Origin of the sequence: Methylophaga sp. UBA3192 (genome assembly GCA_002363955.1) — a bacterium.
Taxonomy (GTDB): Bacteria; Pseudomonadota; Gammaproteobacteria; order Nitrosococcales; family Methylophagaceae; genus Methylophaga.
The window spans coordinates 1-18513 of record DEXE01000009.1; the positions used below are offsets into that span (position 1 = coordinate 1).

An 18513-nucleotide genomic window follows, 5' to 3' on the forward strand; every position below is an offset into this window, starting at 1 on the left:
AACCTTATTTAGGACGGGTCAAATGAATAAAAAAAGGGACGTTTTCACGTCCCTTTTTTATTTTTAAGCACTTTCCACTTTGACACTGTAACCGCAATCTTTCTGCGGGCAGACTTTTTCAGTACCTTTACTCTTGGTGGTTTTGATACTCAAAATCGGCCAGTTACAATTCGGACAGGGTTCGGCAACCGGCTCATTCCAAATGGCATAATCGCAAGTCGGATATTCCGAACAGGAATAGAACACTTTGCCGCGTCGTGATTTACGGGTAAGGATCTCACCTTTTTTACACTTCGGACATTCAACACCGGTTTTATCCGGCTGTTCTAATGATTCAATATGCTTGCATTTCGGATAGCTGCTGCAGCCGATAAATTTGCCGTATTTACCTGTGCGAATCCATAAGTCCGAATCACATTTAGGGCATTTACGTCCTTCAACAACTTCAGGTTCACTTGCAGTAGTTTCTTCACCATCAATATTGCGGGTGTAATCACACTCCGGATAGCCAGTACAGCCGATAAATCGACCACTACGCCCCAACCGGCTGGATAGTTTTTTACCGCACTTGGGGCAGTCTTCGTCTAACAGCTCCTGGGTCACATCGCTGCGCTGGACTTCTTTATCCTTAGTTTCAACCTGCTCTTTAAACGGGCCCCAGAAGTTGCGTAATAGAGGAATCCACTCTGCCTCACCACGTGACACCGCATCCAGATCGTCTTCCAGTTTGGCAGTAAAGTCATAATCCACATAGCGGGTAAAGTGTTCAACCAGAAACTTGCCGACGACTCTTCCCACATCAGTGGGATGAAAACGCTTCGTTATCAATTCGACATATTCACGTTGCAGCAAGGTGGATATAATGCTGGCATAAGTCGAAGGCCGACCAATATCGTGTTCTTCCAGACTGCGTACCAGACTGGCTTCACTGTATCTCGGTGGTGGCTCAGTAAAGTGTTGTTCCGGTCGAATAGCGACCAGATCAACCACCTCGCCAACTTCCATGGGCGGCAGAATATTTTCGTCCTTATCGCCTTTGGTATCGTCTTTACCCTCAAGGTAAACGCTCATAAAGCCGGGATTCACCACGGTAGAGCCATTAGCGCGGAACGTATTGCCTTTGCCACAGCCTAAATCCACAGCAACGGTATTCAAGGTTGCATGAATCATCTGACTGGCCAGGGTGCGCTGCCAGATCAGGTTATACAGTTTGTGCTGATCGACGGATAAATATGCCTTCATTTCATCCGGTGTACGCAGCACCGATGTCGGCCGGACAGCCTCATGCGCTTCCTGTGCATTTTTGGATTTGGTTTTATATTCCTGTGGTTTACTCGGCACTGATTTGGCGCCATAACGCTGACCGATAAACATGCGGATTTCTTCAATCGCCTCTGCTGCCAGAGACACCGAGTCGGTACGCATATAGGTGATTAAACCTTCCGCACCCTCGCCAGTATCCACACCCTCGTATAATTGCTGGGCAACACTCATGGTGCGCTGCGCACCAAACCCCAATTTACGCGAAGCTTCCTGTTGCAATGTTGATGTGGTGAAAGGTGCCGCCGGGTTACGTTTGCGTTGTTTTTTCTCAACGTGAGTAACCAGTAACTTGCCTTCAGCAGCCTTCGTTAGGGTTTTAACGACATCCTCCGCCTGCTCAGTTTTCTCGATACTGAACTGGCTGAGCTTGTCATTTTTATAATGCGTTAATTTTGCCTGAAACGGGGTTTTCTCAGCGGTTGCGTCTGCCTCAATGGTCCAGTATTCCTGAGCTTTGAACGCTTCAATTTCCAGCTCGCGCTCGACGATCATTCGTAAAGCAGGACTTTGCACCCGACCCGCAGATAACCCTCTACGCACTTTTTTCCACAGTAATGGTGAGAGCGTAAAGCCGACCAGGTAATCCAGAGCGCGACGTGCTTGTTGTGCATTCACCATGTCCATCGACAGTTCACGTGGATTGGCGACCGCATCGTTAACAGCCTGTTTGGTGATTTCGTGAAAGACGACACGGAAAACTTCTTTATCTTTTAAAACGCCTTTCTTTTTAAGCAACTCAAATAAATGCCAGGAGATTGCCTCTCCTTCACGATCCGGATCCGTCGCCAGATAGAGCGAATCGGCTTTTTTCATGGCTTTGGCAATTGCATCAACATGTTTACTGTTGCGATCAATTATCTGATATTTCATCGCAAAATCATTAGACGGGTCGACTGCGCCTTCTTTAGGCAATAAATCCCTGACGTGACCATAAGACGCCAAGACTTCTACATCTTTGCCCAGATATTTTTTGATGGTCTTGGCCTTGGCCGGTGACTCAACAATGACGAGTTTATTTCCCATAAAATCCTGTACCAAAAATAGACGCTCTAAATAACACTGCCCGTGTAAAACGGGCAGTGTTATGAATTATAAGAGCGGTCAAATTCAGTGAATAACCGCCTCCAAATCTTCAAACACCAGATCTTCCATCCAGGCATAAGCCACTTCTCTGCCCGGTTGATAAAACAGCACCATGAGTACCACCCATTTGAGCTGTTCCAGATCAATTTCTTCACTATCCAGTGCCAACACACGCTCGATGACAACTTCGCGGGTTTCGACATCCAAAACACCCACCTGTTCCAAAAACAATAAATAGCCGCGACACTGAATGTCGAGACGCTCTATTTCACTTTCGCTGAAAACACGGATATGTGTATTGGGATTGTCTGTCTGCGGGGCCACCACAGTCATATTGTCAAGCCAATCAAGCGCTTTGTGTATCTCCAACTCCTGAAAGCCTACCTGCTCTAATTCAAGTTCCAGGACATCTTTATCAGGTTGGCTGCTATCTTCAGTATCGATATAGTTTTCGAACAGATAGAGCAACACATCAATTACATTTTCTTTCATCGGCTTCTCTATTGTGGGCCTGATCAGGTTCCGGCTCGGACGTATCGTCCTCCGGGTAATGATGCTACCTGACCTTGCAGCTCCAGTAATAACAGCATGGATGAAACGGCATCAGCCGTCAATCCGCTTTTGTCAATAAGTATATCGATGTGGATCGGGTCATATCCCAGAAACTCAAACAGTTGTTGATAATCTTTATCTAATTCCGCTGTCGCCAAAACCTTCTCTGTCGTCGCATAAGGATCCTCCAGTTGCGGGACAAATCCAGCTAAAGCTCCCAGCTCTTCAATAATATCATTGGCTGTCTCAACTAACTTGGCACCTTCTCTAATCAACTGATGGCAGCCCCGTGATAACGGGTTGTGTATTGAGCCTGGTATGGCAAATACCTCCCTTCCCTGCTCCATCGCCATTCTTGCCGTAATCAGCGAACCACTTTTAACGGCGGCCTCAACCACCAGCGTGCCTAAACTCAAACCGCTGATAATACGGTTTCGCCGGGGAAAATTTTCAGCTTTGGGTGAAGTCCCCAAAGGAAACTCCGAAACGATTGCACCGATTTCTGCAATATGGTGCGCCAAATCCCGATTGGCTGCCGGATAAACCCGGTCCAGTCCAGTACCGATGACGGCGATTGTTTTGCCGGATGCAGCTAAAGCGCCTTTATGTGCCGCCGCATCGATACCTGAAGCCAATCCACTGGTAATGACAATATCGCCATCTGCCAGATAGCGGGCAAATTCAAATGCTGTATCACGCCCCGAAGCCGATGGATTTCGGCTACCCACAATGGCCAGTTGCCATTTACCAAGCAAATTAATATCGCCCTGAACAAACAATAAAGCAGGTGGATCCGGTATTTGCTTGAGCAGCTCTGGATAGAGCGGATGCTGCTGATCAATAACATGACGATTATCAGCCGATAACCATTCCAGATCGCGTTCAACCTGATCCCAGTCCGGAGATTGCAGTAAGGTCAGGATTTTCGAATCAACACCTTTTAACAGGCGAGCTTCACGAAAGATATCGGCTGGCTGATTAACTTGTTGAACAAGTTTGGCAAAGGTAGCTGGCCCGACACCGGGAGTACGCTGTAAAGCCAGCTGACATGCCAGGGACAGTTGCGAAGCGGAAAATCGATGCAAACTGTTTCCTTTATTCTGCGGAACGCACCTTGTCAAACAGGTGCATGGAGGTTGTTGCTTTCATCACGATGGCGTAACTTACTTTGTCATAAAGCTTGAAGACCATTGCTTCCCCGGCATGTTCATCCGGTAGGGTTACCATTGCTTTGCGATCTTCACTGACCGCATCGCGAATCGTTTTTCCTGCTTTATATACGGATAAAACATGGCCGGTTTCCAGGCCGTCGCGACGACCGATATTTAATACAACAATCTGATACTGACCCACCTGAGAAACACCATCAAAGACAGAAATAATCACCCCTTCCATCGGTTGCGAGGGTGCTCTTGGGAAGAAGTTAAGATCAAAGTCTTCCTCTTCAACCGCTAACAATCTATCACCCACCATGACTTCCCGATTGGTGTAGGTTAAATCCATGGTGGAAACATCCCCAGGCTCCCTGACCACTGCATCGCCTGAATAAATAGCTTCAACACCAAGCTCTTCACCAGTATTCGGATCAAAATAAATCTTTCCGCCACGAAATACACTGAATTCATCTTGTTCCGGCTCGGTAATTCCGCGTGCATAAACAATATCACCGGCTCCGGATAACAATCTTTCATCAGAGGTCGCGACAACATATGGGGCAGCATCAAGCACTTCGGCCCCAACGACCCGCGGCTTGGTGAGAAACGGACGAATAATCGATAAAGGAATGGTACTTATTGCTTCATCCATCCTGATTTCACGCATTTCTGGTGAAAGTTTGAATGTTTGCTGACCACGATTCAGTTCCAGTACTGGCCGACCATCCCGGTAAACCAGTACTAATTCATCACCGGGGAAAATAAGATGGGGATTTTCAACCTGTGGATTAACTTGCCATATTTCCGGCCAGTGCCAGGGGTATTGGAGAAACTTCGCAGATATATCCCAGAGCGTATCGCCTTTGACTACCACGTAGCGTTCAGGATGGTTTGGATTAAGGGCTACCTGATTCGCAAGTAACGCAGAACTCATCAATAGGGCCATTAAACCCAAACAGATGTGACGTATCATCATAAAATCCTCATGGACGCTACAGGGCAGCCATTATCCCTGGATAAGCAGCAACGGCTCATAGTGTCTAATAAGCGTATACACTTATCAAGTCATCCGGCAACAAACTTGGTCTATAATGTGTCGATATCTCGACTGGTTAAACTTTTTTTGCCTGGAAAGGCCCTCTTCCTTGACGGAGTAAACAATGAAATTATCAGCTTTCTTTATTGCCAGCATGGCTACGATTGGCATTAATTCCGCTGCGATGGCTGCAGGCGATGTAGCTGCCGGAAAAGCAAAATCCGCTGTATGCGCTACTTGTCATGGTGCTGACGGCATTGCCATTATGCCGGTATACCCAAATCTCGCCGGGCAGAATGCGGAATATTTAGAGTCAGCACTTAAAGCTTACAGAGATAAACAACGTCAAGGTGGCATGGCCGCCATCATGCAGATGCAGGCAACAAACTTATCTGATGAAGATATCGCAAACCTTGCCGCATATTACGCAAGTTTAAAATAAATAAACTGCTGGTTAATTGATTCATAGCAGGTATTAACATGGCCTTACTAAACATATTGCATTTTCCGGATCCCAGACTGCGTCAGAAAGCCTTGCCGATAAAACAGGTAACGGATGATATTCGCCAGCTGGCTCAAGATATGCTGGAAACCATGTACGATGCTCCCGGCATAGGTCTGGCGGCGACCCAGGTGAACGAACAAAAGCGGTTAATCGTGATTGATGTTTCCGAAGATAAATCCAGTCCGCTGTTTTTAATCAATCCTGAATTACTGAACACTGAGGGTGAACGTGATTTTGAAGAGGGTTGCCTCTCGGTTCCTGAAGCCTACGAAACCGTTACCCGTGCCGATAAAATTCGGGTTCGTGCATTAAATCTTCAAGGCGAAACCTTTGAAATGGATGCTGACGGTATTCTGGCCACCTGCATTCAACATGAAATTGATCATCTGGAAGGAAAACTGTTTGTGGATTACTTGAGTAATCTCAAACGTCAACGCATCAAAAAACGGCTGGAGAAACACCAGAAACAAAAACTATAAGGACATCCATGCGAATCATTTTTGCCGGCACTCCGGACTTTGCTGCAACTATGCTGGCAGCTCTACTGACGACGGATCATGAAATCTGCGCCGTCTACACCCAACCGGACAGGCCTGCCGGTCGTGGCCGGAAACTCACTGCCAGCCCGGTTAAGCAACTCGCTTTACGGCATCAGATTCCTGTCGAACAGCCCATTAATTTCAAAGCCGAAGCGGATCGGGGAAAACTCGCCAGCTATCAGGCCGATCTGATGATTGTGGTGGCTTATGGGTTGTTACTGCCTCAAACGGTATTAGATACGCCCCGATTGGGCTGTATCAATGTTCATGCTTCTTTATTACCACGATGGCGTGGCGCTGCGCCCATTCAGCGCGCCATATTATCCGGGGATACGAAAACCGGCGTTTGTATTATGCAAATGGAAGCCGGATTAGATACCGGACCGGTTATCCAGCGTAGTGAAATTGCTATTGAAATGTCGGATACCGGTGAGACTTTACACGATAAACTTGCCCTTCTCGGCGCTTCTACCCTGCTGGATACGCTAAGTCGTTTTGATGAGTTACAGAAACACGCTGTTCCGCAAAATAATGCTGAGAGTTGTTACGCTACAAAATTACACAAAGCCGAAGCCAATATTGACTGGTCACATTCTGCACAGCAAATCGATCGTCAAATCCGTGCATTTAACTCGTGGCCGGTTGCTCAGACCCTGTGGCAAGACAAGGTACTCCGCGTCTGGAGTGCTGAAATAATCGATAATGCCAACAATGCAGAACCCGGCACTATTCTTCAAGTTAATCGTCAGGGGATAGATGTGGCTACCGGAGCCGGAATCATTCGTCTGTTATCTATCCAGGCACCCGGAAAAAAAGCGATGCCTGTCAATGATTTTCTGAATGCCCACCCATTGATAGCGGGTGATCATTTTGGCTAAAAGCAAAATATTGTGCGCACGTAGTGCAGCAGCTTTAGTTATTCAGCGGGTGACTCAGGGTCAATCATTAACGACGGCTTCTGTTGATATCATCAAACGTCTGGACGAAACACAGCGCAGCTTATTTCAACAGCTGGCTTATGGTGTGATTCGCTGGCATCCCTTGCTTGAAGCACTCAGCCAACAATTACTTTCCAAACCATTAAAATCCAAAGATGGCGATATTCAAGCGCTTTTACTGATTGGAATTTATCAACTTCGCTCCTTACGCATTCCGGATCATGCCGCCCTGTCTGAAACCGTTAGCGCCTGCAAATTGCTCAATAAATCATGGGCTAGCGGCTTAATGAATGCATGTCTGCGAAATTATCAACGGCAGCAGCAAGCAATGGAAAAATCCATCGCGGAACAGCCTGTCAGTCAATATGCGCATCCCGCATGGTTGATTGAAAAGTATCAAAACGACTGGCCGGAGTTATGGCAGAACATTTTGACAGCCAATAATCAGCAACCACCCATGATGCTGCGGGTTAACCGCCGGGAGTATTCCACTTCGGAATATCTGGAATTATTGGCTAAAGCCGGCATCCAGGGTGAAGCTATTGAAAATTGCCCTCAAGGCATCTTGCTGGAACAGGCATGTGATGTATTTGCCTTGCCGGGTTTTGTAGAAGGTGCCGTTTCAGTACAGGATGGTGCCGCACAAAAAGTTGCTGATTTGCTTGAATTACAGTCTGAACAACGCATTCTGGATGCCTGTGCAGCGCCGGGAGGCAAAACCTGCCATATTCTGGAAAGATTTCCAGCAAACCAGGTAACCGCACTCGATATTAGTGAGGAGCGGCTCAAACAGGTGAACGAAAACCTTTCCCGATTACATTTATCAGCTGATTGTCTGGCAGCAAATGCCAGCGATACTCTAAACTGGTGGAATGGTGAGCAGTTTGACCGTATATTGATTGACGCACCATGTTCAGGCAGTGGAGTCATTCGTCGGCATCCGGATATCAAACTGCTGAGAAAACCAGACGATATCGAACAATTGGCTCTGCAACAGCGAGCTTTGCTGGATAATTTGTGGCCATTACTGAAACCCGATGGTTTACTGGTTTACACTACCTGCTCTGCATTTAAGCAGGAAAATGAATTACAGATAGAAGCATTTTTGCAGCGTCAGCCTGACGCGATGGAGCAGCATCCAGCAAAGGCTCCAGCACGAAGAGTACGTTTTGGCTATCAATTGCTACCGGGAGATAACGATCTGGATGGTTTCTATTATGCCTGCCTGCGTCACCGCTAAACGTCTTCTGACGTCTGTTTTTTTGGTCTTTGTATCAGTGCAAACTGTACACGCGGAAGTTTTTCGTGTTGAAGAAGCTCGGACATCTCCAGCAGGCAATGGTTATCTATTGAATGCCAATATCAGTTATCCACTGAATCCCCGTGTAAAAGAAGCGCTATACAATGGTGTCCCTATAACGTTCGTGCAGGAGATTCAGCTCATCAGGATCTATCCTGTTTTGGGTGAATGGTGGCAATGGCGCAGCAATATCTGGTCAACCGAAATCCGTTACGTTTTGCGTTATCACGATCTCTCCCAACAGTATTTACTGCACTCAATGGAAACCAAAACGCATCGTAATTTTCCGACGATGGAGAGCGCGCTGATGGGTATGGGGGTGATAAAAGATTTCAGCTTACCCCCTCAGCATACCCTCGATACGCATAACCTCGTTCTCAGAGTACGCAGCCAGATTGATTTGAACGCCCTGCCGTCACCGATGCGGCCCGGCGCATTTCTGTCCAGCAAATGGGATTTAGCCAGCGAATGGTATGAGGTGGCATGGCCTTCCAACTAATCAGGGGACTCAGCTCAGGAACTGCACCGTATTTTTCACTGGCCTTGCTACTGTTAGTTCTGGCCTATTTACTCAGTGCGGCAACTCAGGATACCTCACGACTCAGTGACTTGTTTCTCTATATTTTCGGGCTGGGGCTGGTGTGCCTTTTATTGCTGGCCGGAATTCTGGCCCGTGGGTTATATCGGCTTTACCGGGATTTTAAACGCAAAGCACCGGGTTCCCGACTCACACTGAAACTGGTCAGTTTGTTTGTATTATTAATCGTCGGCTCAACCAGTATTGTTTACGGATTCTCTGTCCACTTCCTGCAACGCGGCATTAACAGCTGGTTTGATGTAAAAGTTGAGCAAGCTCTGGAAGATTCTCTTGAGTTAAGCCGCAGCGCTTTTGGTATACGTATGCGTACTTTACTGCGACAGACACGAATGATGGCGGGTGTATTATCAGAATTGCCAGACACCCGTCTGACCAATAGTCTGCGAGAGCTGGTGCAATTGAGTGGCGCCCTGGAAATCAGTATCTGGAATATGAGTGGACAACTAGTGGTTTCCAGCATTGAAAACCCGGCCATTTTTCTTCCCCAAGGTCCTGATGAATCGATTGTGCGCCGTTTGCAGCAAGGCGAAGACTATATAGGTCTGGATCCAGCAGCAAATGATGAACTGGAATTACGGGCTGCAGTAATGTTACCGCGTAAATCGATTCTGGCCGAAGAACGGTTTTTACATGTGGCTTTTCCGGTCAATGAACACTTGAGCTCCCTGGGCAAAAATGTTCAGGATGCCTACACTGATTACAAAGAGCTGAGCTATTTACGCAAACCGTTAGTCACCATATTCACCCTGACACTGAGCCTGATAGTATTTTTGACCATGCTTGCTTCAATCTGGTTTGCAGTATGGATTTCAAGACGTATGGTTCAGCCGCTACAGGAATTGGCTGCAGGAACCCAGGCCGTCGCTTCTGGTAACTACAATATGCAATTAACCGCATCCGGACATGATGAGATCGGTTTTCTGGTACGTTCATTTAATCAGATGACGCAACGCCTGACGCAAGCCAGAAATGCCTCCGATAGAAGCCATCGGTTACTGGAACAGCAAACCAGTTACCTGACGACAGTACTTGGCAGCCTGTCAAGCGGTGTTATTACCATTGATAACGATCTGTATTTGCGTACCGCCAATGTCGCCAGCAGTAAAATACTTGGCGTGAACTTGCAGCAACGATTGGAAAGCTCTCTGGATACATTGGGCAAAATCAATGACAACCTGCATAGCTTTTCCCTGTTAATACAAAACTACACATTCAAATCAGTTGCCTGGCAACAGCAGATAGAACTGCAACAAACCAAGGGACGTCAAACACTGATGTGTCACGGCACCCCTTTACCGGCTGACACGGGCTGGGTTATCGTGTTTGATGATATAACGACATTGCTTCAGGCACAGCGAAATGCAGCATGGGGCGAAGTGGCCAGACGTCTGGCACACGAAATCAAAAATCCGTTAACCCCAATCCAATTATCTGCCGAGCGCTTACAACACAAGTACGCTTCATTAGTGCCACCGGATCAAACAGAGACATTACAAAAACTCACTGATACGATCGTGCAACAGGTTGAAGCCATGAAAGATATGGTCAACGAGTTTTCGGATTATGCCCGCAGTCCCGGATTACAGCTGGAAAAAGTCTCCATCGGCGAATTACTCAGAGAAGTATTGACCCTGTATCAAAGTCATTCCAATCATCAATTCACTTTACTGAACAGTCCAACAGAGATTCCTATCAGGCTTGATAAAAACCGGATGCGACAGGTATTCCACAATTTACTGAAAAATGCCATTGAAGCCAGTGAAGAAGCGGACAAAGCTGTGGATATTGTGATCAGTTATCACGTTATCATTCAGCAACATATGCCGTGGTTGGAAATTACCATTAATGATCAGGGGCCGGGTTTTCCCCAGGAAATGATCGATAAACTGTTCGAGCCATACGCTACCACTAAAATCAAAGGCACCGGGCTGGGACTGGCAATAGTTAAAAAAATCATCGAAGAACATGGCGGGGATGTTTGGGCAGAAAACCTTAACCCCGAAGGAGCAGGTATAATAATCCGGCTACCACTGGAGGAAGATTAGGCGTGAGTACTGAAAAACCACTTATTTTAGTTGTAGATGATGAGCCTGATATCCGTGAGCTCATTAAAGATATTCTCGAAGATGAAGCCTACAGGGTCATCACGGCAAGTAATGGTGAGGAAGCGCGTCTGATCTTTACCCAAAAACAGCCACAACTGGTGTTGCTGGATATCTGGATGCCTGATGTAGACGGTATCAGCTTGCTGAAGGAATTTAAGCAACAAAATACAGGTGTCACCATTGTTATGATGTCAGGGCATGGCACTATCGAAACGGCCGTAGAGGCTACCCGCTCCGGTGCCAGTGATTTTATTGAAAAACCCTTATCCATGGCGAAATTACTCCGTGCAGTGGAATTAGCCATTGAGAACCGTGCAAAACAGGCTGCTCAGCGTTATGAGTTTGCTTTAGAACCGGTCGGTAAAAGTGCCAAAATGGCGCAGCTGCGTGAACAGGCCGAACGTGTTGCCGGGCATGAAATGCCGATATTACTGATTGGCGAAGGTGGCACAGGGAAACATTGTTTTGCCTATTATCTGCACAGATTAGGCTTATATAACAACGGGAAATTCATTGAGTTCAGTCCCGAAAGCTTCCCGCTTGATAGCCACAAATTGATTTCACTGGCTCAGAACAACACGATCTATATCAATGATGTCGCTTTACTCAGTGACGAAGCCCAAGCTTTGCTATTGCACTTGCTGGAAAGTGGTCGTCTCAGAGAATGCCAGTTGATTTGTGCCACCCAGCAGGGACTGGACAAGGTTATTGCTCGTGGAGACTTCAGTGAAGGTCTGTTTTATCAACTTAATACCATCACGTTACAATTACCCGCATTACGGGACCATGTTGAAGATATACCCGAACTGGTGCATTTCTTTGTTGATCAGCAGACCTCACAGGCGGATTTGCCCTATCGCCGTTTTACCGTAGCGGCTCAGAACCGCTTACGAAATTATGCCTGGCCAGGCAATGTACTGGAATTAAAAAATGTCATTCAACGGTTGTTGGTATTTGGCGATTCTGATGATATTGATGTCGATGATGTGGAAGCGGCTTTGCTGGCCGAGCAACCACCCCAGGCGGATGACGTAACCGGTATCAACTTTGATCAACCCTTGCGTGAGGCACGCGAACAATTTGAACGGATTTATTTACTGCAGAAACTGCAGGAAACCGATGGCAACGTGGGCAAAGCCGCTAAATTAGCCGGTATGGAACGCACCCATCTGTACCGGAAGTTACGGGCGCTGGGCATTGATAGTAAACAAGTTTAAGGATTTGCAATGAAGATTCTAATCCTCGGCGCTGGACAGGTTGGTGCCTCCGTTGCAGCTACTCTCGCCCGTGAGGATGATGACATTACCTTAGTTGATACAGACGCCAATAGTCTGCATAAACTTCAGGATCATTACGATATTCGTACTATTCAAGGTCTTGCTTCGCATCCGGCCGTATTAGAACGAGCAGGAGCGGCTGATGCCGATCTGGTGCTGGCTGTGACCAATAGTGACGAAACCAATATGGTGGCTTGCCAGATATGTCATACGCTGTATAACACACCCACCAAAATTGCCCGGATTCGTGCTCCTGAATATCTTACAAAACCAGAACTTTTCAACAATGAAGCCATTGCTATTGATGTGCTGATCAGTCCTGAACAGCTGGTCACCGACTACATTGAAAGATTAATCAGTCATCCTAATGCCCTGCAGGTTCTGGACTTTGCTGATGGCCTGGTGCAACTGGTTGCTGTCCGAGCTTTTCATGGGGGGCCTTTAGTCGGTAATCCGCTGCGCGAACTACGAAAACATATTCCAAAAACCGAAACCCGGGTGGCGGCAATCTTCCGTAATGGCAAAGCCATCCTGCCGGAAGCCGAAACCGTCATCGAAGCGGATGATGAAGTATTTTTTATCGCCGCCAGCAAAGATATCCGCTCGGTGATGGCCGAATTACGACGACTGGAAAAACCGTATAAACGCATCATGCTGGCCGGTGGTGGCAATATCGGTATCCGGTTGGCCAGAGCGCTGGAAAACGACTATCAGATCAAAATCATCGAAGCCAATAGCGATCGGGCAGATTATTTATCAGAAGAATTATCCAAAAGTATCGTCCTGTTAGGCGATGTCGCCAATGAAGAGTTATTACTCGAAGAAGAAATTGATAAGGTGGACTTATTCTGCGCACTGACCAATGATGATGAAGCCAATATCTTATCGGCAATGCTGGCGAAGCGCCTGGGTGCCCGCAAAGTATTGTCATTAATCAATCGTGCCGCGTATGTGGATCTGGTTGAAAGCGGCACCATTGATATTGCACTGTCTCCCCAGCAAGCCACAATCGGCAGCCTGCTCGCCCATATTCGGCGTGGTGATATTGTAGCGGTGCATTCCTTGCGCCGTGGCGCTGCTGAGGCTTTGGAAGCCATTGCTCATGGCGATAAAGGTTCTTCCATGGTAGTTGGCCGACGCATTGATGAAATTGATTTGCCACCGGGCACCTCTATTGGCGCAATCGTTCGCGGTGAAGAAGTTATTATTGCTCACCGAAACACCATGATTGAAGCAGAAGATCATGTCATTCTGTTTTTAACCAATAAACGCTACATCAAAGAAGTTGAACGCTTATTCCAGGTCGGGTTCACCTTCTTTTAATCTTATGTCCTATTCACTTAAACATCATTTTCTGATCGCCATGCCAACCCTGATAGACAGTTTTTTCTATCATTCAGTGGTGTATCTATGTGAACACGATGAAGAAGGTGCAATGGGCTTAATCATAAACCGTCCCACCCGAATCATGATGCAAGAGCTACTTAACCACCTGCAAATCACCAATACTTCCGAATGGGCTAGCAACACCGCCGTTTTGTTTGGTGGTCCAGTGCAAAAAGATCAGGGTATGGTGGTGCATGATGGTGGGGAACAATGGAAAAATACCCTTAAGATATCCGAGCAAACATTTTTAACCACTTCCAGCGATATCCTGCAATCATTAGGCACCCAGAACGGGCCGCCACATTCAATAGTCACTTTGGGTTATGCTGCATGGGAAGCCGGTCAACTGGAACAGGAAATAGCGGAAAACAGCTGGCTGACCGTGCAGGCGACCCCTGAACTGCTATATCAAACGCCCGCAGAGGAACGCTGGCATGCGGCAGCTAAATTACTGGGCATCGACATCAATCTGATGTCTAATACAACTGGTCATGCATGAATTCTGAGAAAAATATACTCGGTTTTGATTTTGGCATGAAAAGCATAGGTGTTGCGGTCGGTCATCAATTAACCAACACGGCCAGAGGCATTGCCGCTTTATCCGCCCGTGATGGCATTCCGGATTGGGATAGCATCGCTAATTTAATTAAGGAGTGGCAGCCTGGTCTTATTGTGGTTGGCTTGCCGCTGAATATGGATGGCACCGAACAGTTAATGACCGCCGCCGCCAGAAAATTTGGCAACCGGATGAACAATCGTTTTAATATTCCGGTGGCCTGGCAGGATGAACGCCTGACAACCTTTGAAGCACTCGATCAAATGGGAATACGCAGTAAAATGCAGTCCGATAAACGCAGCGATGTCGATAAACTTTCGGCTCAAATTATTCTTCAATCATGGCTGGACCAACAATGACAATGCCCCAAACCACAGCGGAAATTCAAAGTCTGCTAGAAGAGATGGCTGAATCCATACGTGATGATCTCGCCGACAAAGATCCGTTGCTGATCGGAATCCATACCGGTGGCGTCTGGGTCGCAAAAGCCTTGCAGAACATTCTTGGCGAAGACTTTTTTGATGCGCCGCTTGGCACCCTGAATATTGCCTATTATCGTGATGATTTCACTCGCATCGGCATGCATCCTCAGGTTTCGCCTTCCGATCTGCCCTTTGAAGTAGACAATCGCCATCTGGTGTTAGTAGATGATATTTTTTACAGTGGTCGCACAACACGGGCTGCGCTGAATGAAATTTTTGATTATGGTCGTCCAGCGAGCGTGACGTTAGCCGTGCTGATTGAACGGGATGGTCGTGAATTACCCATCCGTCCGGATATTGTTGGGGCCTCTGTTATTTTACCCCGCAATCAACATTTAAAACTTCGTAACCGCGATGGTTTGCAACTGGAAACACGCGCAGCAGGAGCGCTGCATGCCGAGTAATCAACTGACAGAAGGTGGCCAATTGCGGCATTTTCTGACGATTGAAGGTCTGAAACGCCCATTACTGACAGAAATCATGGATCGGGCTGAGCAGTTTTCCAGTATCAGCCATCGCCAGGTAAAAAAAGTCCCATTGCTACGTGGCAAAACCATTATCAATTTATTTTTTGAAAACAGTACACGCACCCGTTCAACCTTTGAGTTAGCTGCCAAACGTCTTTCAGCCGATGTGATGAACTTTAATATCAGCACCTCTGCAACCTCTAAAGGTGAAAGCCTCCTCGACACACTGCATAACCTTGAAGCCATGCACACGGATATGTTTGTGGTTCGCCATGATCAAAGTGGTGCAGCAGAGTTTATTGCCCAACATGTCGCACCGCATGTCAGTGTTATCAACGCAGGCGATGGCTGTCATGCTCACCCCACTCAGGCCATGCTGGATATGTTTACTATCCGCCGCCATAAACAGGATTTTGCCAACCTTCGCGTGGCAATAATCGGCGATATTCTGCACTCGCGGGTAGCCCGCTCACAAATTCAGGCGCTAGCCACACTTGGTGTAGGTGAGATCCGCGTTATTGGTCCACAGACGTTATTACCGCGTGAGAGCCAAACACTGGGTGTGCATGTTTATCATGACATGGCTGCGGGTCTTGAGGGTGTAGATGTGGTCATTACCTTACGCTTACAGCTTGAACGTATGCAAGGCGCTTTATTACCCAGTGCACGGGAATATTTCCGCTGCTATGGGCTGACCGAAGAAAAACTTAAATATGCAAAGCCGGACGCCATTGTCATGCATCCCGGCCCGATCAATCGTGGTGTTGAAATAGCCTCGTCAGTTGCCGATGGGCCACAATCAGTGATTCTTGAGCAGGTAACCCACGGTATCGCCATTCGCATGGCGGTGATGTCGATGGCCCTGGCCAGTCAATCAGAACAGGCAGAAGTCGAATAATGAAGATTTGTATTCAAAATGGTCGTGTCATAGACCCTGCCAGCCAACTTGATATCGATCACAATGTTTACATCGAAGATGGCCGCATCATTGCCATCGCTGAAGAGTTGCCAGACTTTGATGCCGATATCGAAATTGATGCCTATAACAAAATCGTCTGTCCCGGCCTGGTCGACCTGAGTGCCCGGTTACGTGAACCCGGACAGGAGCATACTGCCACCATTGAGAGTGAAACCCGTGCTGCTGCTGCAGGAGGGATCACCACATTGGCCGTTCCACCTGATACCGATCCAGTAATCGATAATCCAGCAGTAGTTGAATTGATCGAGGATCGAGCAAAAAAGGCCGGCCGCACGATGGTGCTCACCGTAGGTGCATTGACCCAAAAACTGAATGGCGAACTGCTGGCAGAAATGGCCGCGTTAAAAGCAGCGGGCTGTGTGGGGGTCAGTAATGGCGTGACCGAAATTAAAAATACCGTAGTCTGGCGCCGTGCACTTGAATATGCTGCTACGCTGGACTTGACTGTATTTATTAACCCCGCTGATCCCTGGTTACAAAAACAGGGCTGCGTGCATGAAGGAACGGTCAGTGCCAGATTAGGTTTATCCGGTATCCCGGAAAGTGCGGAAACCATTGCCGTAAGTCGGGACTTAATTCTGATTGAACAAACCGGAGTGCGTGCTCACTTTCACAGTATCTCTACAGGAAAAGCGGTCAAACTTATTCGCGAAGCACAAGAGCGTGGCTTACCTGTTACTGCTGATGTCAGCGCCCATCACTTACATCTTTGTGAACATGATCTGGGAAATTACGACAGTTTCAGTCATGTGATGCCACCCTTACGAAGCGTACGGGATCGCGAACAGTTAAAACAAGGCTTACGTGATGGAGTCATTCAAGCGGTCTCTTCTCATCATCAGCCGCTGGATGCCGATGCCAAATTAGGTCCGTTTGCCGAAACCCTGCCGGGCCTTTCGGCACTGGAAACCCTATTACCGCTGACACTCAAGCTGGTAGAAGATGATGAAATCACCCTGCATCAGGCTATTGCCAGTCTGACCTGTCAGCCAGCCGCTATTCTGGGTATTGAAGCAGGACAACTCAAAGCCGGTGCCAGTGCTGATATCTGTATTATTGATGCGGATGTACAATATGACTGTCAGCCCTCCGAATTTGTCAGTGCCGGAAAAAACAGCCCTTTTGGCGGGTGGTTGTTTCAGCATCAGGTCAGCCATACGCTGTTTCAGGGTAAACTCGTTTATCAGCGCCAGCCCAACTAGCCCATGCGGAGTCTTTAAAATGACAATTATGCGTTATTGTTTTCGAGTTCTTGGTTTGCTCGCATTTACTGTACTGTTTTCAGCCTGTACTCCTGAAATTGGTTCAGATGAATGGTGTGTGCATATGAAAGAGAAGCCCAAAGGTGACTGGACAGCAAATGAAGCCGGTGCTTATGCGGAACATTGTCTGCTCTGACTATCATGTTGCAACCGTTATTTGCATTTGATTTTGATGGGGTAATTTGCGACAGCGCCATTGAAACCGGATTAAGTGGCTGGCAAGTTGCAGCGCAAATCTGGGGAGATATGCCAAAGCAAATGCCGGAACAAATCCTGACGGATTTTCGTCAGGTGAGACCGGTGATGGAAACTGGCTTCGAATCGATTCTGATATGTCGACTATTGTTTGAAGCGATTAGCCCAGATAGTTTATTAAATGATTTTACCGGCCAAATCGACAATCTTGTGCTACGGGACCAGCTTGATAAAACGGATTTAAAAAAACGGTTTGGTGTGTACCGGGACAGCTGGATTGACGCCGATTTTGCCGGCTGGATCAAAATGAATCCGCTTTACCCGGGTGTTATTGACCTGTTAAGTCAAATCCCCCGTCACCAGCTTTTTATTATTACAACCAAACAGGAACGATTTGTCAGTGCGATCCTTGAAGCCAATCAAATAACTGTGGAGCCTACACAAATCTATGGTTTGGAACGTAATCTGAAAAAGCCTCAAATTCTTAATCAGCTACAGCAATCACATCCACAAACCGCTATTCTGTTCATTGAAGATCGACTGCCCACATTACTGGATGTTATTGCGACCGCTTCCCTGTCCAGCGTTCAATTGTATTTCGCAAACTGGGGTTACAATACTGGCGATGACAAACATCACGCATACCTGCATCCCAGAATCACCCATATAGATTTACCTTCTTTACAAAACTTGACACCATGTTGAGGTAACATCCCCTTGGAACTCTCGGCAGGGAAATTTGCCCATAAACGGAAACCAGACATCGCACCTAGCTG

The 18513-nt window shown here is 47.3% G+C and carries 19 protein-coding genes; 15 read left to right on the top strand and 4 right to left on the bottom strand.

The genetic code is table 11. The annotated features are described in order from the left end of the window. Positions 1 to 63: 63 nt before the first annotated feature. The 4 genes from topA to B2337_RS14070 form a co-directional block, all read right to left on the bottom strand. Positions 64 to 2346, bottom strand: a complete 2283-nt coding sequence (topA, locus tag B2337_RS14055; RefSeq protein ID WP_292414596.1) for a type I DNA topoisomerase — start codon at positions 2344 to 2346, stop codon at positions 64 to 66. A gap of 84 nt (positions 2347 to 2430) precedes the next feature. Next, positions 2431 to 2898, bottom strand: a complete 468-nt coding sequence (locus B2337_RS14060; protein WP_292361179.1) for a DUF494 family protein — start codon at positions 2896 to 2898, stop codon at positions 2431 to 2433. A gap of 23 nt (positions 2899 to 2921) precedes the next feature. Continuing rightward, positions 2922 to 4043 (bottom strand): DNA-processing protein DprA, encoded by a 1122-nt coding sequence (gene dprA / locus B2337_RS14065; RefSeq protein WP_292414597.1) that lies wholly within the window; start codon positions 4041 to 4043, stop codon positions 2922 to 2924. A 10-nt stretch (positions 4044 to 4053) separates the two neighbouring features. Further along, a complete protein-coding gene (locus tag B2337_RS14070; RefSeq protein ID WP_414673679.1) occupies positions 4054 to 5085 on the bottom strand; it encodes a LysM peptidoglycan-binding domain-containing protein in 1032 nt (343 codons plus the stop codon). A gap of 187 nt (positions 5086 to 5272) precedes the next feature. Here B2337_RS14070 and B2337_RS14075 point away from each other — a divergent pair, with 187 nt between their 5' ends. Genes B2337_RS14075 through B2337_RS14145 form a run of 15 tightly spaced genes read left to right on the top strand, consistent with a single transcriptional unit; the run spans position 5273 to position 18442 of the window. Next, positions 5273 to 5590: a c-type cytochrome gene (locus B2337_RS14075; protein ID WP_292361176.1), complete on the top strand. Its 318-nt coding sequence runs from the start codon at positions 5273 to 5275 to the stop codon at positions 5588 to 5590. Positions 5591 to 5628: 38 nt separating this feature from the next. Next, complete coding sequence (gene def, locus B2337_RS14080; protein ID WP_292361175.1) at positions 5629 to 6132, top strand: peptide deformylase; 504 nt, start codon at positions 5629 to 5631, stop codon at positions 6130 to 6132. Positions 6133 to 6140: 8 nt separating this feature from the next. After that, positions 6141 to 7070 carry a methionyl-tRNA formyltransferase gene (fmt, locus tag B2337_RS14085; protein WP_292414600.1) on the top strand — a complete coding sequence of 310 codons (930 nt, stop codon included), beginning with the start codon at positions 6141 to 6143 and terminating at the stop codon, positions 7068 to 7070. Continuing rightward, the gene (rsmB, locus tag B2337_RS14090) at positions 7054 to 8370 is read left to right on the top strand and encodes a 16S rRNA (cytosine(967)-C(5))-methyltransferase RsmB (RefSeq protein ID WP_292414601.1); all 1317 of its coding nucleotides are present in this window, start codon (positions 7054 to 7056) and stop codon (positions 8368 to 8370) included. Before fmt ends, rsmB begins: the two co-directional genes overlap by 17 nt. A gap of 37 nt (positions 8371 to 8407) precedes the next feature. After that, on the top strand, positions 8408 to 8929 hold the full coding sequence (locus tag B2337_RS14095; protein ID WP_292361172.1) for a DUF4390 domain-containing protein: 522 nt from the start codon (positions 8408 to 8410) through the stop codon (positions 8927 to 8929). Beyond that, positions 8914 to 11073 (top strand): sensor histidine kinase, encoded by a 2160-nt coding sequence (locus tag B2337_RS14100; protein ID WP_292361171.1) that lies wholly within the window; start codon positions 8914 to 8916, stop codon positions 11071 to 11073. Before B2337_RS14095 ends, B2337_RS14100 begins: the two co-directional genes overlap by 16 nt. 2 nt (positions 11074 to 11075) lie before the next feature. Further along, a complete protein-coding gene (locus tag B2337_RS14105; protein ID WP_292361170.1) occupies positions 11076 to 12350 on the top strand; it encodes a sigma-54-dependent transcriptional regulator in 1275 nt (424 codons plus the stop codon). A 9-nt stretch (positions 12351 to 12359) separates the two neighbouring features. Next, a complete protein-coding gene (gene trkA / locus B2337_RS14110; RefSeq protein ID WP_292361169.1) occupies positions 12360 to 13733 on the top strand; it encodes a Trk system potassium transporter TrkA in 1374 nt (457 codons plus the stop codon). A gap of 40 nt (positions 13734 to 13773) precedes the next feature. After that, the gene (locus B2337_RS14115) at positions 13774 to 14295 is read left to right on the top strand and encodes a YqgE/AlgH family protein (protein WP_292361168.1); all 522 of its coding nucleotides are present in this window, start codon (positions 13774 to 13776) and stop codon (positions 14293 to 14295) included. Beyond that, positions 14292 to 14711, top strand: coding sequence for a Holliday junction resolvase RuvX (gene ruvX / locus B2337_RS14120; protein WP_292361167.1), 420 nt, complete (start codon positions 14292 to 14294; stop codon positions 14709 to 14711). The genes B2337_RS14115 and ruvX overlap by 4 nt, the downstream gene beginning before the upstream one ends. Beyond that, the gene (pyrR, locus tag B2337_RS14125) at positions 14708 to 15238 is read left to right on the top strand and encodes a bifunctional pyr operon transcriptional regulator/uracil phosphoribosyltransferase PyrR (RefSeq protein ID WP_292361166.1); all 531 of its coding nucleotides are present in this window, start codon (positions 14708 to 14710) and stop codon (positions 15236 to 15238) included. Before ruvX ends, pyrR begins: the two co-directional genes overlap by 4 nt. Then, positions 15228 to 16199 (top strand): aspartate carbamoyltransferase catalytic subunit, encoded by a 972-nt coding sequence (locus B2337_RS14130; protein WP_292361165.1) that lies wholly within the window; start codon positions 15228 to 15230, stop codon positions 16197 to 16199. The genes pyrR and B2337_RS14130 overlap by 11 nt, the downstream gene beginning before the upstream one ends. Further along, positions 16199 to 17482, top strand: a complete 1284-nt coding sequence (locus tag B2337_RS14135; protein ID WP_292414602.1) for a dihydroorotase — start codon at positions 16199 to 16201, stop codon at positions 17480 to 17482. The genes B2337_RS14130 and B2337_RS14135 overlap by 1 nt, the downstream gene beginning before the upstream one ends. Before the next feature lie 19 nt (positions 17483 to 17501). Beyond that, positions 17502 to 17678, top strand: a complete 177-nt coding sequence (locus tag B2337_RS14140; RefSeq protein ID WP_292361163.1) for a DUF3012 domain-containing protein — start codon at positions 17502 to 17504, stop codon at positions 17676 to 17678. Further along, positions 17666 to 18442: an HAD family hydrolase gene (locus B2337_RS14145; RefSeq protein ID WP_292414603.1), complete on the top strand. Its 777-nt coding sequence runs from the start codon at positions 17666 to 17668 to the stop codon at positions 18440 to 18442. The genes B2337_RS14140 and B2337_RS14145 overlap by 13 nt, the downstream gene beginning before the upstream one ends. Positions 18443 to 18513: the final 71 nt, after the last annotated feature.

Coding starts and splice junctions, on each gene's coding strand:
- topA (WP_292414596.1), bottom strand. CDS start 2,346: ATGGGAAATAAACTCGTCATTGTTGAGTCACCGGCCAAGGCCAAGACC.
- B2337_RS14060 (WP_292361179.1), bottom strand. CDS start 2,898: ATGAAAGAAAATGTAATTGATGTGTTGCTCTATCTGTTCGAAAACTAT.
- B2337_RS14070 (WP_414673679.1), bottom strand. CDS start 5,085: ATGATACGTCACATCTGTTTGGGTTTAATGGCCCTATTGATGAGTTCT.
- B2337_RS14075 (WP_292361176.1), top strand. CDS start 5,273: ATGAAATTATCAGCTTTCTTTATTGCCAGCATGGCTACGATTGGCATT.
- def (WP_292361175.1), top strand. CDS start 5,629: ATGGCCTTACTAAACATATTGCATTTTCCGGATCCCAGACTGCGTCAG.
- fmt (WP_292414600.1), top strand. CDS start 6,141: ATGCGAATCATTTTTGCCGGCACTCCGGACTTTGCTGCAACTATGCTG.
- B2337_RS14100 (WP_292361171.1), top strand. CDS start 8,914: ATGGCCTTCCAACTAATCAGGGGACTCAGCTCAGGAACTGCACCGTAT.
- trkA (WP_292361169.1), top strand. CDS start 12,360: ATGAAGATTCTAATCCTCGGCGCTGGACAGGTTGGTGCCTCCGTTGCA.
- B2337_RS14115 (WP_292361168.1), top strand. CDS start 13,774: ATGCCAACCCTGATAGACAGTTTTTTCTATCATTCAGTGGTGTATCTA.
- ruvX (WP_292361167.1), top strand. CDS start 14,292: ATGAATTCTGAGAAAAATATACTCGGTTTTGATTTTGGCATGAAAAGC.
- pyrR (WP_292361166.1), top strand. CDS start 14,708: ATGACAATGCCCCAAACCACAGCGGAAATTCAAAGTCTGCTAGAAGAG.
- B2337_RS14130 (WP_292361165.1), top strand. CDS start 15,228: ATGCCGAGTAATCAACTGACAGAAGGTGGCCAATTGCGGCATTTTCTG.
- B2337_RS14135 (WP_292414602.1), top strand. CDS start 16,199: ATGAAGATTTGTATTCAAAATGGTCGTGTCATAGACCCTGCCAGCCAA.
- B2337_RS14140 (WP_292361163.1), top strand. CDS start 17,502: ATGACAATTATGCGTTATTGTTTTCGAGTTCTTGGTTTGCTCGCATTT.